23 protein-coding genes and 1 pseudogene are annotated in these 23,363 nt (G+C 55.8%); 4 read left to right on the top strand and 20 right to left on the bottom strand.

Annotated features, from left to right (window positions below):
* Positions 1-102: 102 nt before the first annotated feature.
* The 12 genes from dmpG to C0039_RS19085 form a co-directional block, all read right to left on the bottom strand.
* A complete protein-coding gene (gene dmpG, locus C0039_RS19140) occupies positions 103-1,134 on the bottom strand; it encodes a 4-hydroxy-2-oxovalerate aldolase (protein WP_076000726.1) in 1,032 nt (343 codons plus the stop codon).
* A 153-nt stretch (positions 1,135-1,287) separates the two neighbouring features.
* Complete coding sequence (locus C0039_RS19135) at positions 1,288-2,196, bottom strand: acetaldehyde dehydrogenase (acetylating) (RefSeq protein WP_076000725.1); 909 nt, start codon at positions 2,194-2,196, stop codon at positions 1,288-1,290.
* Between the two features lie 118 nt (positions 2,197-2,314).
* Positions 2,315-3,106 (bottom strand): fumarylacetoacetate hydrolase family protein, encoded by a 792-nt coding sequence (locus tag C0039_RS19130; RefSeq protein ID WP_279304952.1) that lies wholly within the window; start codon positions 3,104-3,106, stop codon positions 2,315-2,317.
* 74 nt (positions 3,107-3,180) lie between these two features.
* A complete protein-coding gene (locus tag C0039_RS19125; protein ID WP_084179703.1) occupies positions 3,181-3,831 on the bottom strand; it encodes a glutathione S-transferase family protein in 651 nt (216 codons plus the stop codon).
* A gap of 78 nt (positions 3,832-3,909) precedes the next feature.
* Complete coding sequence (locus tag C0039_RS19120; RefSeq protein ID WP_076002330.1) at positions 3,910-4,503, bottom strand: 2-hydroxychromene-2-carboxylate isomerase; 594 nt, start codon at positions 4,501-4,503, stop codon at positions 3,910-3,912.
* Between the two features lie 83 nt (positions 4,504-4,586).
* Positions 4,587-5,897 (bottom strand): DUF1329 domain-containing protein, encoded by a 1,311-nt coding sequence (locus C0039_RS19115; protein WP_076000724.1) that lies wholly within the window; start codon positions 5,895-5,897, stop codon positions 4,587-4,589.
* 27 nt (positions 5,898-5,924) lie between these two features.
* Positions 5,925-7,889, bottom strand: a complete 1,965-nt coding sequence (locus C0039_RS19110) for a DUF1302 family protein (protein WP_076000723.1) — start codon at positions 7,887-7,889, stop codon at positions 5,925-5,927.
* Positions 7,890-7,958: 69 nt separating this feature from the next.
* Positions 7,959-10,388 (bottom strand): efflux RND transporter permease subunit, encoded by a 2,430-nt coding sequence (locus tag C0039_RS19105; protein WP_243391668.1) that lies wholly within the window; start codon positions 10,386-10,388, stop codon positions 7,959-7,961.
* 24 nt (positions 10,389-10,412) lie between these two features.
* Complete coding sequence (locus tag C0039_RS19100) at positions 10,413-11,393, bottom strand: sialidase family protein (protein WP_101518987.1); 981 nt, start codon at positions 11,391-11,393, stop codon at positions 10,413-10,415.
* Positions 11,394-11,429: 36 nt separating this feature from the next.
* Positions 11,430-12,221, bottom strand: a complete 792-nt coding sequence (gene dmpH, locus C0039_RS19095) for a 2-oxo-3-hexenedioate decarboxylase (RefSeq protein WP_076000721.1) — start codon at positions 12,219-12,221, stop codon at positions 11,430-11,432.
* Between the two features lie 20 nt (positions 12,222-12,241).
* Positions 12,242-13,702 (bottom strand): 2-hydroxymuconic semialdehyde dehydrogenase, encoded by a 1,461-nt coding sequence (locus C0039_RS19090; protein ID WP_101518994.1) that lies wholly within the window; start codon positions 13,700-13,702, stop codon positions 12,242-12,244.
* 38 nt (positions 13,703-13,740) lie between these two features.
* Positions 13,741-14,667: a catechol 2,3-dioxygenase gene (locus C0039_RS19085; protein WP_101518986.1), complete on the bottom strand. Its 927-nt coding sequence runs from the start codon at positions 14,665-14,667 to the stop codon at positions 13,741-13,743.
* A 263-nt stretch (positions 14,668-14,930) separates the two neighbouring features.
* Between C0039_RS19085 and C0039_RS19080 the strand changes: the two genes are divergently transcribed.
* The 4 genes and pseudogenes from C0039_RS19080 (at position 14,931) to C0039_RS19065 (ending at position 17,835) form a co-directional block, all read left to right on the top strand.
* The gene (locus C0039_RS19080) at positions 14,931-15,599 is read left to right on the top strand and encodes a GntR family transcriptional regulator (protein ID WP_076000719.1); all 669 of its coding nucleotides are present in this window, start codon (positions 14,931-14,933) and stop codon (positions 15,597-15,599) included.
* Positions 15,592-16,513 (top strand): annotated as a pseudogene (locus C0039_RS19075) (DODA-type extradiol aromatic ring-opening family dioxygenase). Before C0039_RS19080 ends, C0039_RS19075 begins: the two are co-directional and overlap by 8 nt.
* The gene (locus C0039_RS19070) at positions 16,510-17,322 is read left to right on the top strand and encodes a DODA-type extradiol aromatic ring-opening family dioxygenase (protein ID WP_101518985.1); all 813 of its coding nucleotides are present in this window, start codon (positions 16,510-16,512) and stop codon (positions 17,320-17,322) included. The pseudogene C0039_RS19075 and the gene C0039_RS19070 overlap by 4 nt, the downstream one beginning before the upstream one ends.
* Positions 17,323-17,412: 90 nt before the next feature.
* Complete coding sequence (locus C0039_RS19065) at positions 17,413-17,835, top strand: RidA family protein (RefSeq protein ID WP_101518984.1); 423 nt, start codon at positions 17,413-17,415, stop codon at positions 17,833-17,835.
* A 40-nt stretch (positions 17,836-17,875) separates the two neighbouring features.
* On the opposite strand, the gene C0039_RS19060 is transcribed toward C0039_RS19065, so the two are convergent.
* From C0039_RS19060 to C0039_RS19025, 8 genes are read right to left on the bottom strand one after another with little or no spacing between them, the layout of a single operon-like run.
* Positions 17,876-18,271, bottom strand: a complete 396-nt coding sequence (locus C0039_RS19060; RefSeq protein WP_198171616.1) for a GlcG/HbpS family heme-binding protein — start codon at positions 18,269-18,271, stop codon at positions 17,876-17,878.
* Positions 18,272-18,331: 60 nt separating this feature from the next.
* Entirely contained in the window at positions 18,332-18,640 is a 309-nt protein-coding gene (locus C0039_RS19055) for a 2Fe-2S iron-sulfur cluster-binding protein (RefSeq protein ID WP_076000714.1), read from the bottom strand.
* A gap of 4 nt (positions 18,641-18,644) precedes the next feature.
* On the bottom strand, positions 18,645-19,703 hold the full coding sequence (locus C0039_RS19050; RefSeq protein ID WP_101518983.1) for an NADH:ubiquinone reductase (Na(+)-transporting) subunit F: 1,059 nt from the start codon (positions 19,701-19,703) through the stop codon (positions 18,645-18,647).
* A gap of 31 nt (positions 19,704-19,734) precedes the next feature.
* Complete coding sequence (locus C0039_RS19045; RefSeq protein ID WP_076000712.1) at positions 19,735-20,097, bottom strand: phenol hydroxylase subunit P4; 363 nt, start codon at positions 20,095-20,097, stop codon at positions 19,735-19,737.
* Between the two features lie 26 nt (positions 20,098-20,123).
* A complete protein-coding gene (locus tag C0039_RS19040) occupies positions 20,124-21,656 on the bottom strand; it encodes an aromatic/alkene/methane monooxygenase hydroxylase/oxygenase subunit alpha (RefSeq protein ID WP_101518982.1) in 1,533 nt (510 codons plus the stop codon).
* A gap of 12 nt (positions 21,657-21,668) precedes the next feature.
* Positions 21,669-21,938: an MmoB/DmpM family protein gene (locus C0039_RS19035; protein WP_101518981.1), complete on the bottom strand. Its 270-nt coding sequence runs from the start codon at positions 21,936-21,938 to the stop codon at positions 21,669-21,671.
* A gap of 15 nt (positions 21,939-21,953) precedes the next feature.
* Positions 21,954-22,934 carry an aromatic/alkene monooxygenase hydroxylase subunit beta gene (locus tag C0039_RS19030; protein ID WP_076000710.1) on the bottom strand — a complete coding sequence of 327 codons (981 nt, stop codon included), beginning with the start codon at positions 22,932-22,934 and terminating at the stop codon, positions 21,954-21,956.
* A 27-nt stretch (positions 22,935-22,961) separates the two neighbouring features.
* Entirely contained in the window at positions 22,962-23,240 is a 279-nt protein-coding gene (locus C0039_RS19025) for a phenol hydroxylase subunit (protein ID WP_076000709.1), read from the bottom strand.
* Positions 23,241-23,363 lie beyond the last annotated feature (123 nt).

Below are 23,363 nucleotides of genomic sequence, written 5' to 3'. Positions count from 1 at the left end.
GCGTTCCGAGAAAAGATTCCGGGCCCGCCGCCACCTGTTACCAGCACGCCCGGTCAATCGGAGCAGACTGTAACCGTCTACCCCTTCACTTCAGCCCACGACTCAGATGGTCCCACGCTCCTTCGCCATATCCAGAGCCAGGTCCTCAATCATGTCTTCCTGGCCACCCACCGTGCGGCGCCGGCCCAGTTCCACCAGGATGTCGCGGCTGGACAGGTTGTACTTCTCGGCACTGCGCTTCGCAAACAGCAGGAAGGAGGAGTAAACGCCCGCATAACCCAGGGTTAGCGCATCCCGGTCAACACGCACCATATGATCCATCATCGGCACGATCAGGTCCTCGGCAATATCCATAGCCTTGAACGTATCAACGCCGGTTTCAATACCCATGCGATCGCAGACAGCAATGAACACTTCCAGCGGCGTATTGCCCGCCCCGGCACCCAGGCCGGCCATCGAACCGTCAATGCGGTTGGCACCCGCCGCTACCGCAGCGACAGAATTGGCCACGCCCATGGCGAGGTTGTGGTGGCCGTGGAAACCCAACTCTGTTTCCGGCTTGAGTTCGGCACGCGCCAGGGCGATGCGCGAGGTCACGTCATCGGGCAGCATGTAACCGGCAGAGTCGGTGATGTAGACGCAGTTGGCGCCGTAGTCTTCCATCAGCTTGAGCTGCACCACCAGCTCTTCGGGCTCGATCATGTGCGCCATCATCAGGAAGCCAACCGTATCAAGACCCTTGATACTGGTCGCCATGGTGATGTGCTGTTCAGACACATCCGCCTCGGTGCAATGGGTGGCCACACGGATGGTGGAGATACCGCAGTCCACCGCCATTTTCAGGTGATCGACCGTACCAATACCGGGCAGCAGCAATGCTGAGACTTTGGCATTTTTCATCTCCTTGCATACCGCACTGAGGTACTCCTCATCGCTGGCGGCGGGGAAGCCATAGTTCACCGAGGTACCACCCAGTCCGTCGCCGTGGGTCACTTCAATCAGCGGCACACCCGCGTCGTCCATCGCCTTGGATATGGTCACCATCTGCTCAACAGTGATCTGGTGCTGTTTCGGGTGCATGCCGTCGCGCAGGCACATATCGTGAACAGTGATTTTCTTTCCTTGCAGATTCATTACGTTAACTCTCTTCGTTTCGCAACAGGCGATGTCACGGTGCTGTAGAGCACGCACCAGGACCCGCCGTAAATACATCCATGTAGGCTTGGGCTCGGCATCCATGCCTCGCACAGTCCTGGTGCATGCTCTACAGCACCACGACTCTAAACATCACGCCGCTACAGGTTTAAAATTCCCGGCCAGTATTTCCTCCGCGTACATTTCCGCAGTACGCAATCCCGCCGCCGTCATAATGTCCAGGTTACCCGCATACTTGGGCAGGAAATCACCCAGGCCTTCCACCTCCATATAAATGGACACCCGCTTGCCGTCGAATACCGGACCGTTCTTCAGCGTATAACCGGGCACATACTTCTGCACCTCGGCGATCATGTCATGTACTGACCGGGTGATGGCTTCCTGATCCGGGTCGTCATGGGTCAGGCAATGCACGGTGTCGCGCATCATCAACGGTGGCTCGGCGGGATTGATAATAATGATCGCCTTGCCGGTGTGAGCGCCGCCCACCTTCTCAATACCGCGAGCAGTGGTGCGGGTAAACTCATCAATATTCTTGCGGGTACCGGGTCCGGCGGACTTGGAGCTGACCGTGGCGACAATTTCGCCGTAGGTCACTTCCTGCACCCGGCTTACCGCTGCCACCATCGGGATGGTAGCCTGGCCACCGCAGGTGACCATGTTGACGTTCATGGCTTGAGCCGCCACGGCGTCGGTAAGGTTAACGGGTGGCACACAAAATGGACCGATGGCGGCAGGCGTGAGGTCGATCATCACCGCGCCCTGCTCGTTGACCTTGCGGCTGTTCTCTGCGTGCACGTATGCGGAGGTGGCGTCGAAGCAGATCTGTACGCCGTCCTCTTTCATGGTAGGCAGCATGCCGTCCACGCCCTCTGACGTGGTTTTAAGCCCCATCTCCGCCGCCCTGGCGAGGCCGGGGGATTCGGGGTCTACACCCACCATCCACACGGGCTCAATGAACTCACTGCGTTTCGCCTTCATCAGCAGGTCGGTGCCGATATTACCGGGGCCGATGATGGCCGCTTTGATTTTGTTGCTCATGTCTTGTCTCTTTGAGTACTTGAAAATTTTCTTGCTGCTTCAATCGCGGTTGCGCTGTGCCGGCCCTCTCATCTGATGGCCGGCGGACCTTCGCAGAGTCAGCCCATATAGCATAGCGCTAGACGAACTTGCAGCTACAGCCACCGATACCCTCGATCTCCAGCGACATTTCATCGCCAGCCACCACCGGAATCAGCGGCACCAGCGAGCCCGAGAGAATCACTTCACCGGCCTTGAAAGGAATACCGAATTCACCCAGCGTATTGGCCAGCCAGGCTACGGCAGTGAGCGGGTTACCCTGCACAGCACTGCCCATACCCTCGGAGTGTACCTCGCCGTTCTTATAAACGGTCATCTTAAGGTTGGGCAGGTCATAGTCGCGAGGGTCTACCTCGTTCTTGCCCAGCACATAGACACCGCAGGAGGCGTTGTCTGCCACGGTATCCTCTATCTTTATTTTCCAGTCATCAATGCGCGAGTCGACGATTTCGAAACAGGGAATAATGGTCTCTGTGGCATCGAGCACATCGGCCTCGGTCACGCCGGGGCCAACCAGGTCCTTTTTCAAGCGAAAGGCGATCTCGCCCTCAGCACGGGGGGCAATAAGGTGGCCTGCGATGGGAATCTCTGCGGCATCCGGATACTCCATGGCGTCAGTGAGGAAACCAAAATCCGGCTGGAACACGCCCAGCATCTCCTGCACCGGCTTGCTGGTCACACCGATTTTCTTGCCGACGATTTTTTCGCCGTCCCGCTCAACCCGGAGGCTGACCATACGCTGGCTGATGTGATAGGCATCCTCGATCTGGATATCACTCTCCCTGTCAGTCAACGGCAACAATGTTGAGCAGCCACGCAGAGCTGCATAGAGTTCGTCCCCGAGGGCATCGATTTTCGACTGTTCCATCATCCTGTTCACTACCTCCTGAAATGCAGGGCGCAATCTTACACGCCCCTGCGGTATTAACCGGTTCAAATAGTTGTCTATTCCCGACTGCCGATAAATGACCTGGGAAAGGCCTGCAACCAGGAGTCCCGGGATTTTATCCGTTCATACCAGCGTAGCAGAGCCGGGTAACTGCCCCCTACCCCTGTGCCATAGGCTTCTGCGACGCCACAGCGGGCGGCCAGCGCGCAATCGGCGGCGCTGTACGCCGGGCCACCAAAAAACACCGAGCTACCCAGCTGTGCTTCCAGATAACCCTGGCACTGCTGCCAACGCTGCTCGCTGTCGGCTATCAACTGGGTATCCCATAGCTCTGCCGGCCGGGAGCGTTTCTCAAACACCAGGTCGCGCAGAGCGGGGCCCACACACTTATCCGAGTAGGCGTGAAGCGAGCGGACATGGGCACCTGCGGCGGGGGAGACTGGCATCAGTTTACTCGCCGGAAACTTCGTGTGCAGGTACTCAAGGATCACACCCGACTCCCAGATCACCACCTCGCCGTCAACCAATACCGGAACGGTTCCAGTCGGGCTCAGCCGCTGCACCTCAGGATGCACTTCACCAAGGCTAGTGTTCACTATCTCATAGGGCACAGACAGCTCCGCTAGTGCCAGGCGGATCTTCCAGCAAAAAGGGCAGTCTGTGCGCTGATACAGGTTAATCATCGCTTCAATGGAGGTGGCGGACAATCTTGCCCCGTCTTTGCCAACACAATACGTACTTTCTGTGCGCAGGGTGACATGGGATGAGTGTAGAGTTCCAGCATCCTAAATTCTGCGCAGGCGCAGCTCATTCAGGTGATCGAGTACATACTCAATGCGATCTGAACCCCAGAACAGTTCCTCGCCTACCTGAAAACTGGGCACGCCGATGAGGCCCAGGTTCTGTGCTTCTGTCCAGTTGCTTTCCAACTGCTGCAGGTAGTCCGGATTAACGAAGGCTTCCTGCAGGCTCGATCGTTCCAAGCCGATCTTTTCCCCCACATCCAACAGCACCTGCTCCTCGCCAATATCCAGGCCCAGCGCCCATTCCGCGCGCATCACTTCAACAATCCATTGGCGCAGCACACCCTGCTCTTCTGCCAACAGGGAGGCGGCACCCGCCAGGGTAGGATCAGTGGTAATGGGCGGTGGATTCATCGGGATGCCCATTTTTTGCGTGATGCGACGAACATCCTGCCGGGTCAGAGGTACTTTTACCTTTGCCCTGTCCGGCGAGGAGCGGCCGGACCATCCTCCCAGCGGACGCCACACCAGCGTGGCGTGATAGTCATCATAAATCTGGAAAAGCGTCTTCGAGGCGATATAGCAATATGGGCTGCGAAAATTGAAAAAGAGTTTTACATCTACTGATTCTGGCATCGAAATATCTACCTTAAAAAAAAGGGCCAGCACTCGCCCCACCAAAACGACAGGGAGAGGCGCTGGCCAACACTCAGAGAGACCTAGCGGCCCTTGGCCCGCATATTCTGGACTGTAAACAACTTGGGCGGATTCAATCCAGGATCGAGTTGCCCCTTGAACTGGCCGGTGGTGCAGTGACCTGCCTGTACATCGACCATAGAGAAAGAGTCGTCAATAGAAACGCCGGTCCCTTTGTTCTTCGCCATGTGATGGTCCGGATGGGCCTGCCCGATTATGAACGATTTCCAGAGGTCGCCCTTGCGGTCGTACACGAGAGTGCGTGGGATGGTGAAAGTCTGGGCGTCGATATAGTGCACTCGTTTGCTGATCGGGTGATTATCGTCGATCGGGTCATTTTCGAGTACGTACACCTTACGCAGTTGCCAGGTGATGTTGGGGTAACAGCCACCCTTGCCCGCAAAATCTACAAACTGGTATCCGTCGCTCTCCACCAGATCGGTAGCCAGCTCAAGATCGTTGTGGTTATAAAATGGCAGCAATACGTTCTTGGTGCCCTTGTAGGTCCAGTTCATATCGGAGATACGCCCGTTGTAACCCTCAAAGTCCTCGATCATCAGGTCCGCACCCAGGAAAGAGTCAGTGATCTGGCCCGAAGCGAGACGGCGCACCCGGCGCTGAAACCCCAGGTAGAGCCAGGTGTTATCGGGTTTGACATCATCAGAGGCGCGTTGAATCAACAGCTGGGTGTTCTTCACATCGAAGGGCTCCAGCACCTGTACATAGATCGCGCGGAACAGGTCGGAAGGGTTGTCGGCGAACTCCGGCACCGGTTCCTGGTTAACGCGATGCTTGTAGTTCAGGAAGTGGAAGCTGAATTTCAGGGTGCGCTCCACCTTACCTGAATCCATGTCGCGGTAGCGCCAGTAGAATGGTGAGATGGCTGCGTTATCGCCCCAGTTGTAGCCGTACTTGTAGTTCCAGGCCAGCTTCTCACCGGCCCGTGGATCATCTGCACTGGGCTCCTCGGGGAAGGGACGGCCTGCCACGAAGCCGTTGATCTGCCCCAGCTTTTCCCCAAGCGTAACCTGCCCCACGCTTTTGCGGGTCGCTTCGACATAGTTAGGGTGCAGGTCGAATGAAGTTGTCTCACCAACCTTCATCTCAAACCAACCATCCTTGATCTGCTCAAACACAGCCTCATCCAGAACATCCTGGAACTGGGCCACATTGCCTGCGTTAATAGTCATACCCACATCAAGCCCTGGCGATGAGGGCCCTCCATCGCGGTAGGGGTAGAACGAGTTTTCGACATCTTCCAGCGTCACAGCGTGAGTAAGGCCTGCCCCTAGGGACGACGCCAACACGATGCTCACAAGTGTTCTTTTCATCATTGTCATATCTCCTGATTGTTATCTTGTTTAGAAGCGGTAGCGCAGTGTGACCTGGAACTCGTCTTCCTCGCTGGCACTACCCAATGGGCCGGAACGGAAGCGCCCAAGGGGTTGAACACCGCTAAGACCCACTGAGCCGGATTGCATAGGATCAGCATGGGCCGGGGTCGCGGTGAAGGGTGGGAAGGGGTTGCAGGTACGACAATCGTCAAACTCCTGGTCACCCATACCATCACCAAACTTGATATTGAAGCCCACTATGAGACGCCAGTTATCATTGATCAACCAATCGACGGATGGCGCGAATGTCCCGGCCTCAGCCTCATAATCATAAGCAACGATGACCTGGGGACTGATGGTGTCAGACTTGTACCAGCCCTTGACCAGCAAAGTCATGATGTAGTTGTCCTCCCAGTCGGGCATACCCACTTCGCCCAGTGGGGCTCTAGCGGTTTCATGATCCAGAAGGTGCTGCCCGAAAACCTGACCGGAAATCAGGAAGGCCCGGTTCTTGTTGAGGAAGGGGATGAACGTATTTCGGTCCACACCCAACACCCAGCGGAACACGTCTGAATCGGAGTACAGGTCCGCTTCCAGGGTGTTGGCGAACTCTTCACCTTGCGTATAGGTCGTCTCGACACGGAACACGGTCTTGATCGAGTCTAGATAGAAGTCCAGTGAACCGCCGATCAGGTCTACTTCCGGGAAGTCGATGTCAAAGGCAATGAGGTGACTCCAGTCGGCAACCTCGCCGGTAAAGGCGTTGGTGGACTGGATGTCACCACGCAGTACCGGCAACTGCTGGTAGTAATGATAGTAGTTGAGCGAGAAGCCCACGCTTTTGTAGACACCCTCCAACTTGATTCCGCCCTGGTCGTGGCCGTCAGGCAGATTCACCTTGCGTATACCGATAACGCCGGGTGCGAAATCTGCGGAGATCAGACCAGGATCGTCCAGACCAATGGCGCCGGCCGGCACGAAGTTTGAAACGGTACAACCGTTTTCCCAACAGTTGTTCATCGCCCGGAAGAAGGAACCCGCATCCAGGATGGAGTACGGCGTACCGCCCTGCCCAAGAGCGTTGGGACGGAACTCATCGAAGTTCCACACCGCTTGCAGGTTGAGGTCCTCAAACATCTCGGTGGCACCCCAACGATACTCCGCTGTAGCTATCCACTGGGGAATACGAATATCTTCCAGTTCGTCGTAGATATTGTGGCGTGAGAAATCCACGGGGTTGATCACGTCAAGCACCCGAAACAGGTCAGTACGGCCCCACACCACCTGTTGCTTACCAACGCGGAAAAACCACTCGGACATGTCGCCCGTGGGTACGCTGCCCTCAACGTACAGTTCGCGAATGAAGTCCAGCTGATCATTGAACTCCGGGAACCGCAAGTCATTGGTGTCGTGGTCCATGTAATCCTTGAGCCCACAACCACGACTGTCTTTATCACAGGGACGCACCGGCACACCGATAGTCACACCACCCATTGGATCGTGCATGTCCTCACCGAGAACCTTCAAACCCTCGTTGGGATTACGACTCACGTCAAACAGGAAACCGGGGGGGACAGCGCCGGGAGGCCCGCCATTTCCCAGAATCGATTGCCCCCAGGGAGAATTACCGTTGCCACCGTAGATAGCCTGCGCGGTGGTGCTACCGAAGTTCTGGAAGCTCCGTGAGCCACCGGCATTTTTTCCGTACTCATCATCGTTGAGGTCATAGACAGCATCGTAGGTAGCCCGCAGGGTGCCGCTGACACGGAAACTATTCATCCCGAACTTTCTGCCGAAATCCTTACTGAATTCAAACTGGCCGGTATTGCGGGATTTCGAGATACCATGGCCGTCGCGGTAGAATGTCGCATTCTCCACAAATCCAGCCGTATCCCATTCCTCGTCCTGCGCATTCGCTACTGTGGCGACACCAAAGCCAGCAACAACAGCGGTACCGCCCAGGGCAGTCAGAATCTTGCTTATACTTCTCATATGATTCCCCTTTTCAGGTGTTAATGTGAAGTCGCCCGGATTCCCCTCTGGACAACTTATTCACGTTTGTTAAGCCCCAACCGGCTTTGCATGAATCTCTTTAATTTCATCATCGAGCAATTCCGCGTCGACAATAAACCCAGGTTTGAATCGAACTATCCAGGCGGGCACCAGGTTTGCAGCAGCCCATGCATTGAGGACAAGCATCACTACCAGAAGCAGTGCCGCATCGGCCTGGAAGCGCAGATCGGAAACAAAGGCCCACATGACAATGCCGCCGATCAAGGCTGTAGCCGTGAAAGCGATGGCCTTGCCAGTAGTGGCAATCGAGTGGCGAATCCCCACGCCGAGATCACCGTCTGCCCTGGCGGTCTCTTCCCGTATCCGATCCATCATGTAAATGGAGTAGTCAATCCCCACACCGATACCCACCGCAATAATCGGTACGGTATTCACGTCGATACCGATGCCGACGATACCCATGTAGGCATAGGTGGCCACGGTGCAGAACGTCATGACCATGAACATCAGCCAACCGGCGTGTAGCGACCAGTAGAAGAGAGTGACGAACAGGAAAATCAGCGCCATGGCCGCGGGAATAATCACTATATTGCTCTGGAATGCCGCCTCATTGATGGCTGCAGTGACCCCGATGGGACCACCGGCCAGGCGCATTTCGAGACCCTCCACCTGATTGGCCGGATCGTCGATCCACTCCTTTGCCATATGGATTGCGCGCCGCAATGTTTCACCCTTGTGATCCTTGTAGAAAAACACCAGGTTCGCGGTCTGGTCATCGGTATCGACAAATTCCTTGAGCGCGCCGGGAATGGGACTGGAGGCCATGAAGGCGAACATCAGGCCACCCACATAGCTCCCCTCATCCGGGATCACTGCCCAGCGCGGATCATCGTTATGGAGGATTCGATTTACCTGCTTCACCAGGTCGGGCATGCCCTTGGTACCGCCCATTGCAGGGTCTTTCAGCATATGGATCTGGAAATCCTGCAGCGCGCGCAATACCTCCGGGCGCTTTATTCCGCCAGGCTCATCCGTATGGGCAACCACATACATTTCCTCCGAACCCGGGAAGTTGGAGTTGATATTCTTGGACGACACGTTGTAGTCGTGATCCGGGTAGAGAATAGGTGAACCCGGCTCTGACTCCCCGATCTGCACGCGAGAGCTGAGTGCACCACCGCCCACATACACCAGCAGCGCCAGCAACAGCACTGCAAGGGATCCCCCACGACTGGTAACGAAGCGCGCCAGTGCCGCGAATATACCCTGCTGTGCGGCATCCGCTGCGTCTCCACTTACTTTACTCAGTGGCAGCAGGGACAGGACCAGCGGCACCGTCATCAACACAGTGATAACCACCGTGCCGGCCCAGATGGACGCGTAGATTCCCAGCTTGACGTTTATCGGCGAGGATCCCAGGGAAATCAGCAGCAGGCCAACCGCGTCGGAAACAATGCCCAGGGTGCCCGGGCGAAACAAGGTCTCGAAGGTTCTGCGTGCCGCATCGTGGTTATCCTTCGCGTGATGCGCTTCGACGTAATAGCGCTCCACCAGCTGGATACCATGGGACATTGCCCGTGCGGTAATCAGGAAGGGAATAACCAGGGTCAGTGGGTCCAGGTTGTATCCCAGCAGCGAGACAATACCCAGGCCCCAGGTAGCGGAAACCAATACCCCGATCAGTGGCAGCAGGATGCCGTAACCTCGTGTGCGGAAGTACGCCACCAGGAGTGCGAGCAGGATAGCCAGCGTCAGGAAGAATATCTGCATAATCTGGCCCAGGTAGCTGTACACCCAACCCATGAGTACCGGCTGCCCCGTGGCATAGATATGAACGGGTGGCGCTGCATCACCTTCGCGCACCTGTTCTACTTCTACTTTTAACTGTCCAAGCTGGCGAAAAATTTCCACATAGTCCAGTTGGCCCTCGTTAAAGGTGCCACGGATAAGCGCAGATTTGAGGTCTGGTGAAACCAGCAGGCCGTAGACGGTGGGATTGGCCATTACGTCCAGGCGCAGCTGTGCGAGCTTCTCCTCACTCATATCCGGATAAAGCGGGTCGTAATAGGCCTGCGAATTCATATTGCCCATTTCGGTCAGCCAGGTCTTGCGGACCGTGCGGTGGGTCAGACTGCGCACCAGGTTATGGTTCACGCCCGGCAGGGAGTCAACACCCAGGGTGAGACTGTGGATGCGCGACAGCGTGTCGGAATTGAATATGTCGCCCTCCTCCACAGATATGGCGATTACCACGTTGTTCGCTCCGCCAAAGGTATCCTTTACGTCATTGTGCAGTTGGATATAGGGGTGCTCCTGGGGCAGCAGGTCTGCAAAGTTGGAATACATTTCCAGGTAGGGAATGCGACTGGCGAAAAAAACGGTTGCCAGCAGAATGACGGAGAGGAAACTCTTGGGGTGATAGAAGACAAAGACCTCTATCATCCTGAAAAACCGACTGAGTACGCTATCTTGTTTCACTTATAGATACCTATATTATCCGTTTCAGGAGTCGCGGCCGGACAGTGGGATCACCGCCAGTGTGCCGCCACCACCCGCAACCAGCAGGGATCCGTCATCAAGCGCATCCAGTCCACGCATGAACGCCAGCACTTCTGGAGCGCCATCAAAGTTCTGCCACCCGCCGTCACGCAACTCCACCAGCTTGGCACTGCCACCCACTGCGAAAACGCCATGCTCATCCGCATGGATGTTATAGATAGGCGCGGACGTTACGGACTGCTGACGCTGCCAGCTGTTGCCACCGTCCAGGGTCTGCCAGATCACGCCATCCAGGCCGCCGGCCCAGCCGGTGTTGATGTCCAGAAAGTCAACAGCCATAGGATAGAATTCGTTGGGAATCGGTTCGCGCTGCTCCCAGGTATCGCCTCCATCCTGCGAGACGATGACCATGCCGAACTCGCCCAATGCGAAGCCGTTCATCTCGTCGAGAAAACGTACTGCGGTAAATTGCAGGTCCTCGTACAGGCTGAATTCGTTCCATTGCTGCATCTCATCCTCTGCCCAGAAAAGCGTGCCGAAGCTGGCCGACACCCACAGTCTGCCGCCTGGCGCGCAATGAATGGACAGGGTGTTTTCTGCTGTATCGATGGAGGAAGACTGCCAATCACCCGCGGCCGACTGACGCCACACACGGCGCTCGGCGTCCAGGGCAAAAAAGTCGCCAGAGGGACAGGCAGTGACGTCGATCAGTGGGGGACGACCCGCTAATTCGCTACGCTGCCAGGTCACCCCGCCATCGGCTGAACTAACAATTGCACCCACTGAACTGACTACGACCACCTGCTCACCACTGTGAGCCGCTGCCTGCAGCATGTCGTAGCGCCGAAAATCACGCGCGTGCTCGGCTTCCACCTGCTCCAGGTCGAGCGGCGCCTCGCAAGCGACAATGAGCGCGGGAAACAGTAAAGCAAGCAGCGCATTGCGCTGCCCGCGGTGAAGCCTTTCGATAACGGTTGTGATCATCGCGATTCCCAACAGGTCGTCAGCAGCGCAGTCACGCTAGACGAACCTCATGCTGATCGATCCCATTTCGTGGTAGCGCACAGTGATGTTGTCACCGGCTTCTACTGCCACCGCGGCTGTCACCCCGCCGGTCATAACGAAGGTGCCGGCCGGAATCTCTTCACCCCGCTCACCCAGCATATTGGCCAGCATGGCGACACTGGCCGCCGGATCGCCCAGCACGGCGGCGCCTACAGACATGTCCACGATCTCGCCATTCTTCTCCAGTATTACGCCGGTTGTGCGCAAATCCATATGATCTATCGGCAGACTGCGACCGCCGGTAACGAAACGCGATGAAGAGCTGTTGTCCGCAACCACGCTCTTGATATCGAACTTGAAGTCGCGATAGCGCGAGTCGATAATTTCCACGGCGGGCAATACGAAGTCGGTAGCGGCGATCACATCCGCCACGTGAATGCCCGGGCCCTTTAGCGGCGCCTTGGTCACAAAGGCGATTTCCGCCTCCACCTTCGGGTGGATCAATTTTGAGGTATCAATAGCGGCGCCATCAGGCGAGCTGAAATAGTCAGCGAGGAACCCGTAGCAGGGTTCTTCAACGCCCATCTGCGCCATTTTTGCCCAGGAAGTGAGGCCCATCTTCATGCCGACAATTTTGTTCCCCCTGGCCTCCTTGCGGCGGCGAATTTCCCACTGGATGTTGTAGGCATCCTCAAAATCCATATCAGGGTGGTCGTCGGTAATTTTGGTGACGTCGCGCGCTTCCAGTTCGGCGTTTTCCAGGTGCTCCGCCAACTGCGCGACAACTTCATTACTCAATGTGCTCATGTTTTTTCCAGGTCCAGTAATTAAATTTTGATGCAGATGTTCTGCAATTCGGTATAGAACTCCAGCGAGTGTTCTCCCCCTTCACGGCCCATACCGGACTCCTTGGCCCCGCCAAATGCGGTACGCAGATCACGCAGGAACCAGCTGTTAACCCAGGCAACACCACAGTTGATCTGCGTGGAAACGCGCAGTGCGCGAGAGGTATTTTCCGTCCATATAGCGGCTGCCAGGCCATAGGCGGTATCGTTCGCCAACCTGATTGCCTCTTCCTCTGTGTCGAAGGGGCGGATATGACAGCAGGGACCAAAAATTTCTTCTTTGATTACCCGTGCATCGTCAGCCAAGCCGGTCCAGATTGTGGGTTGCACCCAGGCGCCGCCAGAAAACTCTTCCGCCATATCGGGAACCCCTCCGCCAAGCACCACATTGGCGCCCTCAGCAACCGCCAAGTCATAGTATGAGAGAACTTTCTTCTGGTGCTCGTGGGAGACCAGTGGCCCCATATCGGTGTTCTTGTCTTCTGGTGGGCCAAGCGTGAATTTCCCTGCTTCCTCCGCAAGCCGTGATACGAACTCGTCGAAGATAGGACGCTCCACGTACACCCGCTCTGTACCCAGGCATACCTGGCCGCAGTTGGCAAAAACTGAACGCAGGGTTCCCTCGATTGCCTTGTCCATGTCGCAGTCGGCGAACACCAGCGCGGGATTCTTACCACCGCACTCCATGGATACATCGCGCAGGCCCTTTGCTGCTGCCCGCACGATAATCTCGCCGGTACGGGTTTCACCGGTGAACGTAATAGCATCGACTTCAGCGTGTTCGGTTAAAAATGCCCCGGCAGACTCCGGGCCGAACCCATTGACCACGTTAAAGACGCCAGGAGGCACGCCGGCCTCATTCATCACTTCACCCAGAAGGGAGGTAGTAGTAGGCGTTTCCTCAGAAGGCTTGACCACAACGGTGTTACCACAGGCCAGTGCCGGCCCGACTTTCCAGGTCATCAGTAGTAGAGGGAGATTCCAGGGACTGATAACGGCAATCACGCCCTTGGGTTTGCGAACCGCCATGTTGAAGGCGCCGTTGCCATCGGGCGTTGCCATCTGAAAGGCTTCGGTTGCAACGTTTTTAACCGCATCCGCAAATACACGGAAATTTGCCGCGCCCCGGGGAACATCAATATGGCTGGCGATATTGAATGGCTTGCCTGTGTCTGCACACTCTGCCGCCAGGAACTCATCAAAGCGCCGATCTATACCATCAGCAATCGCGTGCAGGATCTCGCCGCGTTCGGCGTCGCTCATCTTGCCCCAGGGGCCTGACAAGGCGTCTCTAGCGGCCTGTACCGCAGCGTCCACGTCCTCGTAAGTCGCCTCTTGAACAGTACCAATCAGCGCTCCCGTACAAGGATTGATATTGTCAAAGACCTTGCCGCCAGAGGAGACCCGATACTCCCCATTAATAAAGTTCTTAACGTCACTCATGTCTGCGCCTTCCGTTGTCCTTTGAGCCAGTGCCATCATCAGGTCACTACACCCAGGAAGGCTTCGTTCAGCACCCTATCGTGGTAGAAGATCGCCTTGCCTATCTGCTCTGCATCCCAGGTCACCACGGGATGGTCCGGGTAGGTGTAATCGCCACCACAGAACACCTCGTTGCGGTTGCCGGATGGGTCAAAGAAATAGATGGTCTGACCATGCGTCAGCCCGTGGCGAGTGGGTCCTATGTCCAGCGAAATATCGTGCATGGAGATCAGGTCTGCAGCACGCAACACATCTTCCCAGGTATCGAGCCAGAACGAGGCGTGATGAAACTTGCCCTTCTCAGGGTGGCGCACAAAAGCAATGTCGTGAGCCTTGGTGGACACCGTCAGAAAGGCTGCCACACGGGTGCCGCTCTCCTGGTCGACAACCTGCTCTGACAGCTGGAAACCCAGCACTTTCTGCAGCAGGTCTGCAGTGCCGTCTATATCGTCTCCGTACAGCAGGCAATGGTCGAAGCGAGTGGCCCGCATGCCTTTCAGTTCTTCAGGCCAGGCATCCGGGTTTTTGGGAGAGATACCCCACTTCCCGGGCTGCTCTTTCTCTGCATAGAGCTCGAAGTAGTGCCCGGTGGGCGAATCGAAGCGAATCCGCTCGCCACAGCCATCCAGTTCACCCGCGGGAATGACCTCCACGCTGCAACCGTATTCGATCAGTTCCTGCTTGCGCTCTTCCAGCACATCCGGCGTGGTGACCTTGAAGCCCATGAAGTCCATTCCCGGCTCATCTGCCTCACGCAGCACCACTGAAAACGAATCAATCTCGGTCCAACCCTTGAAGTAGGCCCGGTTCTGGCTATCGCGGTTAACTTCAATCAGTCCCAGGCGATCCCGGTAATGGACTACTGCCTCCTCCATATCCAGTACACGCAGCTGCACATGACCTGGACGCATTACACCTTTTCTCATGGTTATTATCTCCTGCGAGGTTAATCCGGCTTTAGCGGATCTATATGAATTATCTTTTTATCGATATTTGAATGGATTAACGATAGATTATATTTTGATAGCCAACAACTTTTTATCGATATTATTTAGTTTTATATATATTTAGTTTTAATATCGACTAGATCTAAGAAATTTTTAGTAAGTTCTCCAGTTGACCGCTATTCTGACTACTCGCGGTAGTTTGACTTTGCCCTTAGCCCAAAAACCGAACACGAGCACAGCCCATGGAAGCAAAAACGCTAACGGATCAGGCCTATACACGCTTGCGAGAAGACATCGTCCACAGCAAATTCGAACCCGGTGAAAAACTGGGTATAGAGTTACTCAAACGCACCTATGCGGTGGGGGCCACCCCGTTACGGGAGGCCTTATACCGGCTCAGCGCGGATGGCTTCGTTCAGGTCAGGGGGCAACGCGGTTTTCGCGTGGCGGATATGTCGTTGGAAGAACTGAAGGACATTACCAACCTGAGGGTTGTGCTGGAAGGCATGGCCCTTACCGAGAGTATCGAAAACAGCGATGATGCCTGGGAGTCGCGCGTTGTCGCCGCTTTTCACCACCTCACCAAGGCCGAAAACCATGCGGACCCGGATATCCAGGAGTGGGAGTCACGTAACCGGGAGTTCCATCTGGCCCTGGTATCCTGCTGCCGCTCCCCATGGCTGATGCGCTTCCATGAAATCCTTTACGATCAACACAAACGCTATCGCAACATGGCACGCATAGACCGCAGCAATCGCCGCAATGTTCATGAAGAACATATCGCCATTTGCGATGCGGCTCTGGAAAAAGATATTGAGGCTCTCTGTGCGGCCAATGAGCGACATATACGCCGCACTGCTGAAATCACCGGACGGATACTTGCAGAAAACCAGGAGGAGCAGAATGAATAAAGGCCAAATAGTAGCCGGCTATCTCGCACCTCACCCCCCCCCACCTGGTCTATGGGGAGAACCCGCCACAAAATGAAGCGCGTTCGCAGGGCGGCTGGGAGCAGCTGAGATGGGCCTATGAGCGCGCCCGAACCAGCCTGGATGCGCTGAAACCCGATGTACTACTGGTGCATTCGCCGCACTGGATCACGCAGCAAGGACATCATTTTCTTGGCGTACCTCACCTGAGTGGAAAATCCGTTGACCCGATATTTCCCAATCTGTTCCGCTACGCCTTCGAGCTGAATGTAGATATTGAGCTGGCCGAGGCCTGCTGCGACGAAGCGTCACGCATGGGGCTCACCACCAAGATGATGCGCAACCCGAACTTCCGCGTAGACTACGGCACCATCACCACGCTGCATATGATAAGGCCGCAGTGGGATATTCCGGTCGTTGGTATTTCCGCCAATAACTCGCCCTACTACCTCACTACTGAAGAGGGCCTGGAGGAAATGGACGTGCTGGGCAAGGCCACCCTGAATGCAATTGAAAGCACGGGACGCAGGGCAGTGCTACTCGCTTCCAACACGCTTTGCCATCTCCACTTTTCAGAGGAGCCCGTACCCCCCGAAGACATGGCGCAGGAGCACCCGCATGATTACGCTGGCTACCTTTGGGACATGCGCATGATCGACCTGTTGCGGCAGGGCAAAATACAGGAAGTGTTCAGACTACTGCCGCAGTTTATAGACGAGGCGTTTGCGGAGGTTAAATCCGGCGCCTTCACCTGGATGTTCTCCGCCATGGGATACCCGGAAATCCCGGGTGAGCTGCACGGCTACGGCACCGTGATAGGCACCGGGAACGCGGTAATGGAATGGAACCTGATAAAGTCGGGACTGGCTCAGGAAGCCGCAGGAGCCGCGTTATGACAGTCGTATCCTCGTTCCTGGTGCCCGGTTCCCCCCTGCCGCTGGTTGCGCGTCACAACCCTCCCTGGACAGAACTTGCGCAGGCCTTCGAGCGAGCTGGCGAAGCCCTGGCGGCTTCGAAGCCGGATACCATAGTGGTTTATTCCACACAGTGGATCGCCGTTCTCGATCAGCTCTGGCAGGCAAGGCCCCACCTGCGCGATATCCATGTTGACGAGAACTGGCATGAATATGGTGACCTGCAGTTTGATATCACCATCGACGTGGAGTTCGCCGAGGCCGCCATCGCCGCGACGAATGACACCGGGATAAAGTCCAAGGGCGTCAATTACGATAAATTCCCCATCGATACCGGCACGATCGTGGCATCAACAATGCTCAATCCGGCCAACAAGCTTCCGCTGGCAATCACTTCAAACAACGTCTATCACGACTGGTCAATGACAGAGTCATTAGGGCGCATCGCTGCCGACCAGGCCGCAACACTGGGCAGGAGAATTGCCGTTGTCGGCGTGGGTGGCCTGTCCGGTTCTTACTTCCGTCATGACATCGATATCGCAGAAGACAGGATAGCCTCGGAGTCTGAGGATCAGTGGAACCGGAAAATACTTTCACTTATGGAGCAGGGCGACCTCGCAGCTCTGCGTGAGCAGTGTCCGACATATGCCGCGGAAGCCAGGGTCGATATGGGCTTTAAACACTTTGCATTTCTTTTGGGCGCGATGGGAGGCACTTTTTCTTGTGCAGTGGTGCATGGCTACGGCCCACTCTATGGCGCCGGTGGCGCCGTCGTCGAGTTTAAACGCTAAAGCCGCGGTTAAATAAAGACCATCCTGTATAAGCGGCAGTGGCCGACGCACAGGCAGGGCCGGGATTGATGACGAGAGGATTTGCGCAACATGATCAAGAAAGAAACGGCAACTGTGGTGCCAGGCAAAGCTCAACCCCGCGGTACCTTTCCACACCTCAAACGTGCCGGGGACTTCCTGTTCGTATCCGGTACCAGTTCGAGACGGCCAGATAACTCGCTGGCGGGCGCCGAAGTCGATGAGATGGGCACGGTCAACCTGGATATCCGCGTGCAAACCCGGGCAGTCATTGAATATATTCGCGATATCCTGGCAGAGGCCGGGGCAGACCTTGACGACATCGTTGAGATCAGCTCGTTTCTGGTCAACATGAACGACTTCGGTGGATACAACCAGGTTTACAGTGAATATTTTGATTACGACGGACCTAGCCGGACCACCGTAGCGGTGCACCAACTGCCGCACCCGCACTTACTGGTCGAAATCAAAGCGGTTGCTTACAAGCCCTCCTAGCCCTGGCCAAACGGGCTGCGGGTGACCCGCCACCTGGCAGTTAACGCCCGGCCAGTGCGTAGCGGGCTATATCAAGATCCTGTTCCGCGCTACCACCCGAGACGCCGATGGCACCTAACATTATGTCGCCATCCAGTATGGGAAGCCCGCCGTGAAAAGCGGCAAGGCCGCCGTTACTCAATTCCATGCCCGTGAGGCCGTGGTCAACAATGACCTTGCCGAAATCGCCAGTGGGCATCTGGAATAACACCGCTGTGCGGGCTTTGCGCTGGGACACATCCACGGGGCCAAGGCTCGCTCCATCCATTCGCTGAAACGCCAACAGGTGGGCCCCGGCATCGACAATGCTGATGCATGCGGCAACGCCCAGTTCAGACGCCCTGAGCGTTGCACGCAGGATAATCTCGTTTGCATTCGCGCTGGTAATAATCGTCAATTCTGCCTCCATAGTGCATTGTCAGCCGTTTGCTGGACACAGCTAAAGCTCCTTCGGGGCTCATACTGATGTCGATACAGGCAGCACTTCGACCAGCAGGTCGCAGCGCGGAAAGACACGGCAGGCCAGGACAATGCCTGCGGCCTGCTCCGCTTCACTGACATGCTTGCGGCTCATTTTTTTTGCCTCATAGTCACCTTCAACAACCCTGATACGGCAGACACCACAACCACCACCCCGGCAGCCCACCGTAATTGCGTCCAGCATCGGCTTGCCGATCTGGAAGCTCTGCATGCCCTGCAACAGGTGCTGGTCTTCCCGACAGAAAAATGCTTCCCCTGTATCAGCCAGCCTGACGGTATGCTTCATGCAACTATATCTTCTTGAACAGAGCGCTCTTGGTCGTCCCCTCGGCGCCGTCTGCGGCGGTGAGAAAGCGCTCCATATATATGTCCCGCTCAAACAGACGCCCCTGCATAAGGGCGGTGATCGCCGCGTCGATCATGGGCGGCGGACCACATAAGTAGGCCTTGTGCCCGGCAAACTGCCCGCCGAAATGGTCAATTGCGGCCTCGTGCACATAACCGCTGAATCCCTCCCATTGGTCTTCAGGCAACGGGTTGTCCAGAGCGGGCACATAGGTGAAATTCTCATGCTCCTGCGCAAGTTGCTCAAACAGCGCGCGATTGTAAAGCTCAGAAAGGTTGCGAGCGCCCTGCAGCAGGGTAATCTTGCGCGTATCTCCCTGCTCCAGCAATTCCAGAATCATGGACTGGGGGCTGGAGAGCCCGGAACCACCGGCGATAAAGATCAGGTCTTCAGGCGCAGATTTGCGGGTAAAAAACTGGCCATACGGGCCGGACAACAGCAGGGTGTCGCCTACTTTAAGCTGTTCATGAACATAACCCGTGCCCGCTCCTTCGGGGACGCGCCGCACGTGTAATTCCAGCACTGAGGCGTCAGAGGGTTTGTTGGCAATGGAAAACGCCCGCGCGCCCTCCACACCAGGCATATTCAGGTTGATGTACTGACCAGCCTGAAACTCGATTGGGTGATCCAGCTCAAAACGCACCCCCTTGATAGTCGGCGACAGATCATCGATTGCCACCACAGTGGCCTGGAAATCCTCGACGGGAAAGCCCATAAAATCCGGGTCCACATCAATATCAGCCTCGATCACCAGATCACTCTCGGGTATGGCGCAACAGACCAGGATCTTGCCCTCGTCCCGCTCCATGTCCATCAGGGCGAACGGCGAGGCATTGCCAATATCCACTTCACCTTCGACCAGCTGGCACTTACAGGTGGCGCACGTCCCATGCCCGCAGGCGAAGGGAAGCCACACCCCCTGCCGCAGGCTCGCATCGAGTATGGTCTGACCCTCTTCGACTTCTACGACATCACCGGTAGGTTCTACAGTTACTTGATACATATTGTCTGTTTCCTGCTATATAACAGCGACATCAGCTGCCCGAGCCCTTGATACCATCAAGGCCCGGTGTACTGAAGCGAATACTGGACTTGTGGTCCACGCCCTGCTCGATGAGCGACTTGCCCGGTTGAGGCTTGAACTCATCACCGTTCAGGTGCCACTCCACCGCATCCCAGTCCACTGCAGCGAAGTCAGGGTGCTGACTGAAAGCCCCCGGGAGAACGTCTTCCAGCAATGTGCTGAACAGCGTATCCGGCGGCAGTGCAAGTGCCACCGGAGCGCAGAACATCAGGTGTTGGTCCCAGCCAATATATATCACCTGGTTGCCGTGAAAGTTCTCCAGGCGGTCCAGACGCTCGCCCGTATAGTTTTCGGTAATTGCTGCTACTGACATGATTATTTCCTCCTTTAAGCAACCGCTCAGCTGGCCTTCTTGAGTTTGTCTTCAGCCGGCTGAAGGTTGTGCCAGGCGTTCCATCGCGCCTCGTCAGGCGACCCGTGAAAGTCGAGATTGTCTGTTCCGAGATTGATACGGTAGTACTCCCCCAGAACATCTTCCATCTCGGCACCACCGCAGTTGCCCTGGTATATCTGGTGCACGGGCAGCCAGGCCTGCACATACTTTTCCGGTTCGTAATCAAAGATATCCTTGCATCCATTGGAGCAGAAGTTGTAACGCTCGCCGTCATAAACCGACTGGCGATAGGAAGTCATTGTCGGGTTTTCCATGTCCGTGAAGCCCATCGGAATCTGGCAGGTCTGGCACAGCATGGGCAGTGTAGGGTTATAGAATCGCTCCCCGGCCTCCTCCATCTCACGCCATTTTTCATAGCGCGGTCGGTAGTACTTGTCGAAGGTATTGGGATACTTCTCCGACAGCCAGTCCATCTCCTGGTCCGTGGGCATCCAGGTGTGAAAGGCAGCTGCGTGGCCGTAGTTATAGAAGATGCTCCAGGCCTGGTGAGAGAGGTGTTCCTTCTCGGCAATAGCGTCTGCCGCATAGTCGGGCATCTCAATACCGTACCTGGCCAGGTCCTTGAACAGGGAAGTGGCCGCTTCCTCGAAGTAAACTTCAAAGGACTCCTGCCAGGACATCACCTTATTCGGCAACATGTAATCCATCATCATGGCCACCAGGGTCAACACCCGATATCCGCGCCACAGCCACTTATTGATCCAACGCTGCACAATAGGCACATTGTCAGGGTGCTGCTCCAGCAAAAACTTGATAATTTCCAGGCCGAGGGTCATGTGCCTGGCTTCATCAGACTGGGCAGAGAAACCAAAGGTCACCGTCGCCATATCGCCGTTGTACGCAGCGCCGGACATGAACGGCACGAAAAGCAGGTTGGTCAGCACGTACTCAAAGGAAAAACCAATCGCGACCATAAACTCGAAGGGGCCCGCGCTGCGCGCATCGTCAAAGAAGCTCTTGGGCACTGACAGGTACCACACGCGGTCGTGCATGTGGGGGAAGTCCTGGAAGCCGTCGAAATGCTTGTTGTAGTGACTCATGGCGTGAATCTGAGTCTGTACATGGCGCAATTCATCGAGAGCCTGCATTTGGCAGGCTACCCGGGCGCCGACTCCTCCGAACTGGCGGCCGGTATGGGCAAAGCCGTTATACGCCTGGTACTCCAGAGGCGATACGCCGGTGAGGAACAGCTTGATTGCGTTGACGTAGCGGGCATCGGTGACGTTTTGTTGGCCGTTGTTCTGCGCAAAGGCGTCAAAAATCGCATACAGCTTTTTCTCTTTCTCCGCCTGGTACTTCCAGTAGGAATCCATGGTCAGGCGGAAGGGGTCTTCCCACTTACTCCAGTCGGTAATCTTGATACCTTCGAAGGACTCCTGCTTGAAGATCTCCTCGTAATCCCTGTAGCTGTATTCCCACTCCAGGTCCCGCGTGAGGAGACTGTACTTTTCCTTCATATTCAGTTTCTTGGACGTCATGATAATTCCTCCTTAGTTGTTCCAGGTCAGTGAGATCTGGTCATCGTCTTCGTCGACATTCCCACCCAGGGTTATGAGATTCACGTGCAATGCGGGTATCTCCCAGTCCCGACCCATTTTTTCTTCCACTGTTTCACGCTTGATTACCAGGTGGCCTTCACATTCGATACGGATCATGGCCGGTTGGTAAATCACCGTGACGTCCGGGTTGTCTTCCTCAATCGCCTCGACAATATAGTGAGACTCCTCGTTGTCCTGCAGTGCGATGTATACTTTTGACATTATTCCCTCTCCCGATTAAAGGCCGGCCTTGGCCAGTCGCTTGTTCAATACCTCGACGCTGGCGTTGACCGCCTCTTCCCCAACGGCGATCTCGGCCAGCGGGGCCATGTCAGCGACCGCCTTCTCCTGCCAATCCGCTACCCATCGACCTATCAGTTCCTTGTTGTGCTCCGATTCAGCGACTGTGCTCTTAAGGGTCGCGTCCACCCAGCGAGAGTTATCCTTGTGCCACTCCTGCATAAATTCGATAAGCATCGCCAGATCAGAACCCCCTTCCTCGGTAATCTTCTCGTCAAACTGGCGATACATCAGGTCGTAGATCAGGGTATCGAGCACGACATCCTGGGCGATGAATACCTCAAACCAGTCTTCCACCACCAGGGTGTTCTCGGTGTAACGGCGCAAGCCCTGCCAGGCGGAGTCAGTCATCCAGTGCTCCTTGGCTTTCGCCAGGCCATCGGTGGAGTTGCCATCCAGCAGCAGGCCGATGCGGGAAAGGTACTGGGCGATCCCCAGTCGATCCATACCGTTGTAGAGAAAGGCCTGTGTCAGCACAGTGGAGGTGCCATAAGCGCAACACAATACGTTGTTCATATTGGCGCCCAGTTCCATGTGGCGCAGGGGGACGAGGCAGCGGATGATTTTTGCCTTCACCTCGTCGCTCATACGATCCGCGAAGCCTCGCTTGTCAAAGAACGCGTAGTTACTTTCGGTCACTTCCTGCAGTTTGGCCCGCGCCTGTACATAGGTACCGTAGTAATACTGGCGAGGGTCGCGGTACGCGTACCAGTCCTCCATCACAATCGCCGTGCGGCTGCTGTCGTTAAGTAACTTGTCCGGTTGCCACATGGGACGATAGTGAAAGTTCTTCTCCGGAGCGATGTCGTAGCTCGCCTCCTGGTAGCGAGACGCCGGCTTGTCGCCGAAGCGGCGCTTGGTATGCTCGAAGGTGTGCCGGATGGGTTCCAGTGTTGATGTTTTTATCTCAATACTCATTGGATTACCTATTGCTGGGGTTTATTTTCAAGAGGTTGGTTTTTCTTCGCCGTAGCGCCACTTTTCCATATCCGCATCCACTGCGGCGGCCTGCTCTTCGGTCATTATTTCTACTTTGTTATGGCGACAAAAAGCATCAAAAGCGGCCTTGGGCAAGACCAGTTCTACATAGAGGGAGGGGTCGCCGATGGCGAAATCAAATTCGACGAACTTGTCGTCGATGACCTGACGGACGCGCACATAGCGCTTCAGTTCAGCAAAGTTGCCCGCGCCCGTATTGCTGCGGGTGTTCGATTCAGATGCCATGGGTGGCTCCGGGTTGCTTTATACATTATTTGATAAATGTAATAGAGCAATCCGCATGCCAAAAAGGAAAAATATATATATTATAGTGAGTTATATAATTTATGACCTACAGAAGAATGCCCT

The sequence above is a fragment of the Pseudohalioglobus lutimaris genome (assembly GCF_002866825.1).
GTDB classification, from domain to species: Bacteria; Pseudomonadota; Gammaproteobacteria; order Pseudomonadales; family Halieaceae; genus Halioglobus; species Halioglobus lutimaris.
This window is presented reverse-complemented; position numbering and strand designations above follow the sequence as displayed.

Bases quoted from the DNA above. Each gene is read 5' to 3' on its own strand.
- C0039_RS19040 (WP_101518982.1), bottom strand. From the start codon at position 21,656: ATGACGTCCAAGAAACTGAATATGAAGGAAAAGTACAGTCTCCTCACG.
- C0039_RS19115 (WP_076000724.1), bottom strand. From the start codon at position 5,897: ATGATGAAAAGAACACTTGTGAGCATCGTGTTGGCGTCGTCCCTAGGG.
- C0039_RS19110 (WP_076000723.1), bottom strand. From the start codon at position 7,889: ATGAGAAGTATAAGCAAGATTCTGACTGCCCTGGGCGGTACCGCTGTT.
- C0039_RS19050 (WP_101518983.1), bottom strand. From the start codon at position 19,703: ATGTATCAAGTAACTGTAGAACCTACCGGTGATGTCGTAGAAGTCGAA.
- C0039_RS19080 (WP_076000719.1), top strand. From the start codon at position 14,931: ATGGAAGCAAAAACGCTAACGGATCAGGCCTATACACGCTTGCGAGAA.
- C0039_RS19030 (WP_076000710.1), bottom strand. From the start codon at position 22,934: ATGAGTATTGAGATAAAAACATCAACACTGGAACCCATCCGGCACACC.
- C0039_RS19100 (WP_101518987.1), bottom strand. From the start codon at position 11,393: ATGATCACAACCGTTATCGAAAGGCTTCACCGCGGGCAGCGCAATGCG.
- C0039_RS19130 (WP_279304952.1), bottom strand. From the start codon at position 3,106: ATGATGGAACAGTCGAAAATCGATGCCCTCGGGGACGAACTCTATGCA.
- dmpH (WP_076000721.1), bottom strand. From the start codon at position 12,221: ATGAGCACATTGAGTAATGAAGTTGTCGCGCAGTTGGCGGAGCACCTG.
- C0039_RS19055 (WP_076000714.1), bottom strand. From the start codon at position 18,640: ATGAAGCATACCGTCAGGCTGGCTGATACAGGGGAAGCATTTTTCTGT.
- C0039_RS19120 (WP_076002330.1), bottom strand. From the start codon at position 4,503: ATGCCAGAATCAGTAGATGTAAAACTCTTTTTCAATTTTCGCAGCCCA.
- C0039_RS19135 (WP_076000725.1), bottom strand. From the start codon at position 2,196: ATGAGCAACAAAATCAAAGCGGCCATCATCGGCCCCGGTAATATCGGC.
- C0039_RS19025 (WP_076000709.1), bottom strand. From the start codon at position 23,240: ATGGCATCTGAATCGAACACCCGCAGCAATACGGGCGCGGGCAACTTT.
- C0039_RS19045 (WP_076000712.1), bottom strand. From the start codon at position 20,097: ATGTCAGTAGCAGCAATTACCGAAAACTATACGGGCGAGCGTCTGGAC.
- C0039_RS19070 (WP_101518985.1), top strand. From the start codon at position 16,510: ATGACAGTCGTATCCTCGTTCCTGGTGCCCGGTTCCCCCCTGCCGCTG.
- dmpG (WP_076000726.1), bottom strand. From the start codon at position 1,134: ATGAATCTGCAAGGAAAGAAAATCACTGTTCACGATATGTGCCTGCGC.
- C0039_RS19065 (WP_101518984.1), top strand. From the start codon at position 17,413: ATGATCAAGAAAGAAACGGCAACTGTGGTGCCAGGCAAAGCTCAACCC.
- C0039_RS19035 (WP_101518981.1), bottom strand. From the start codon at position 21,938: ATGTCAAAAGTATACATCGCACTGCAGGACAACGAGGAGTCTCACTAT.
- C0039_RS19090 (WP_101518994.1), bottom strand. From the start codon at position 13,702: ATGAGTGACGTTAAGAACTTTATTAATGGGGAGTATCGGGTCTCCTCT.
- C0039_RS19085 (WP_101518986.1), bottom strand. From the start codon at position 14,667: ATGAGAAAAGGTGTAATGCGTCCAGGTCATGTGCAGCTGCGTGTACTG.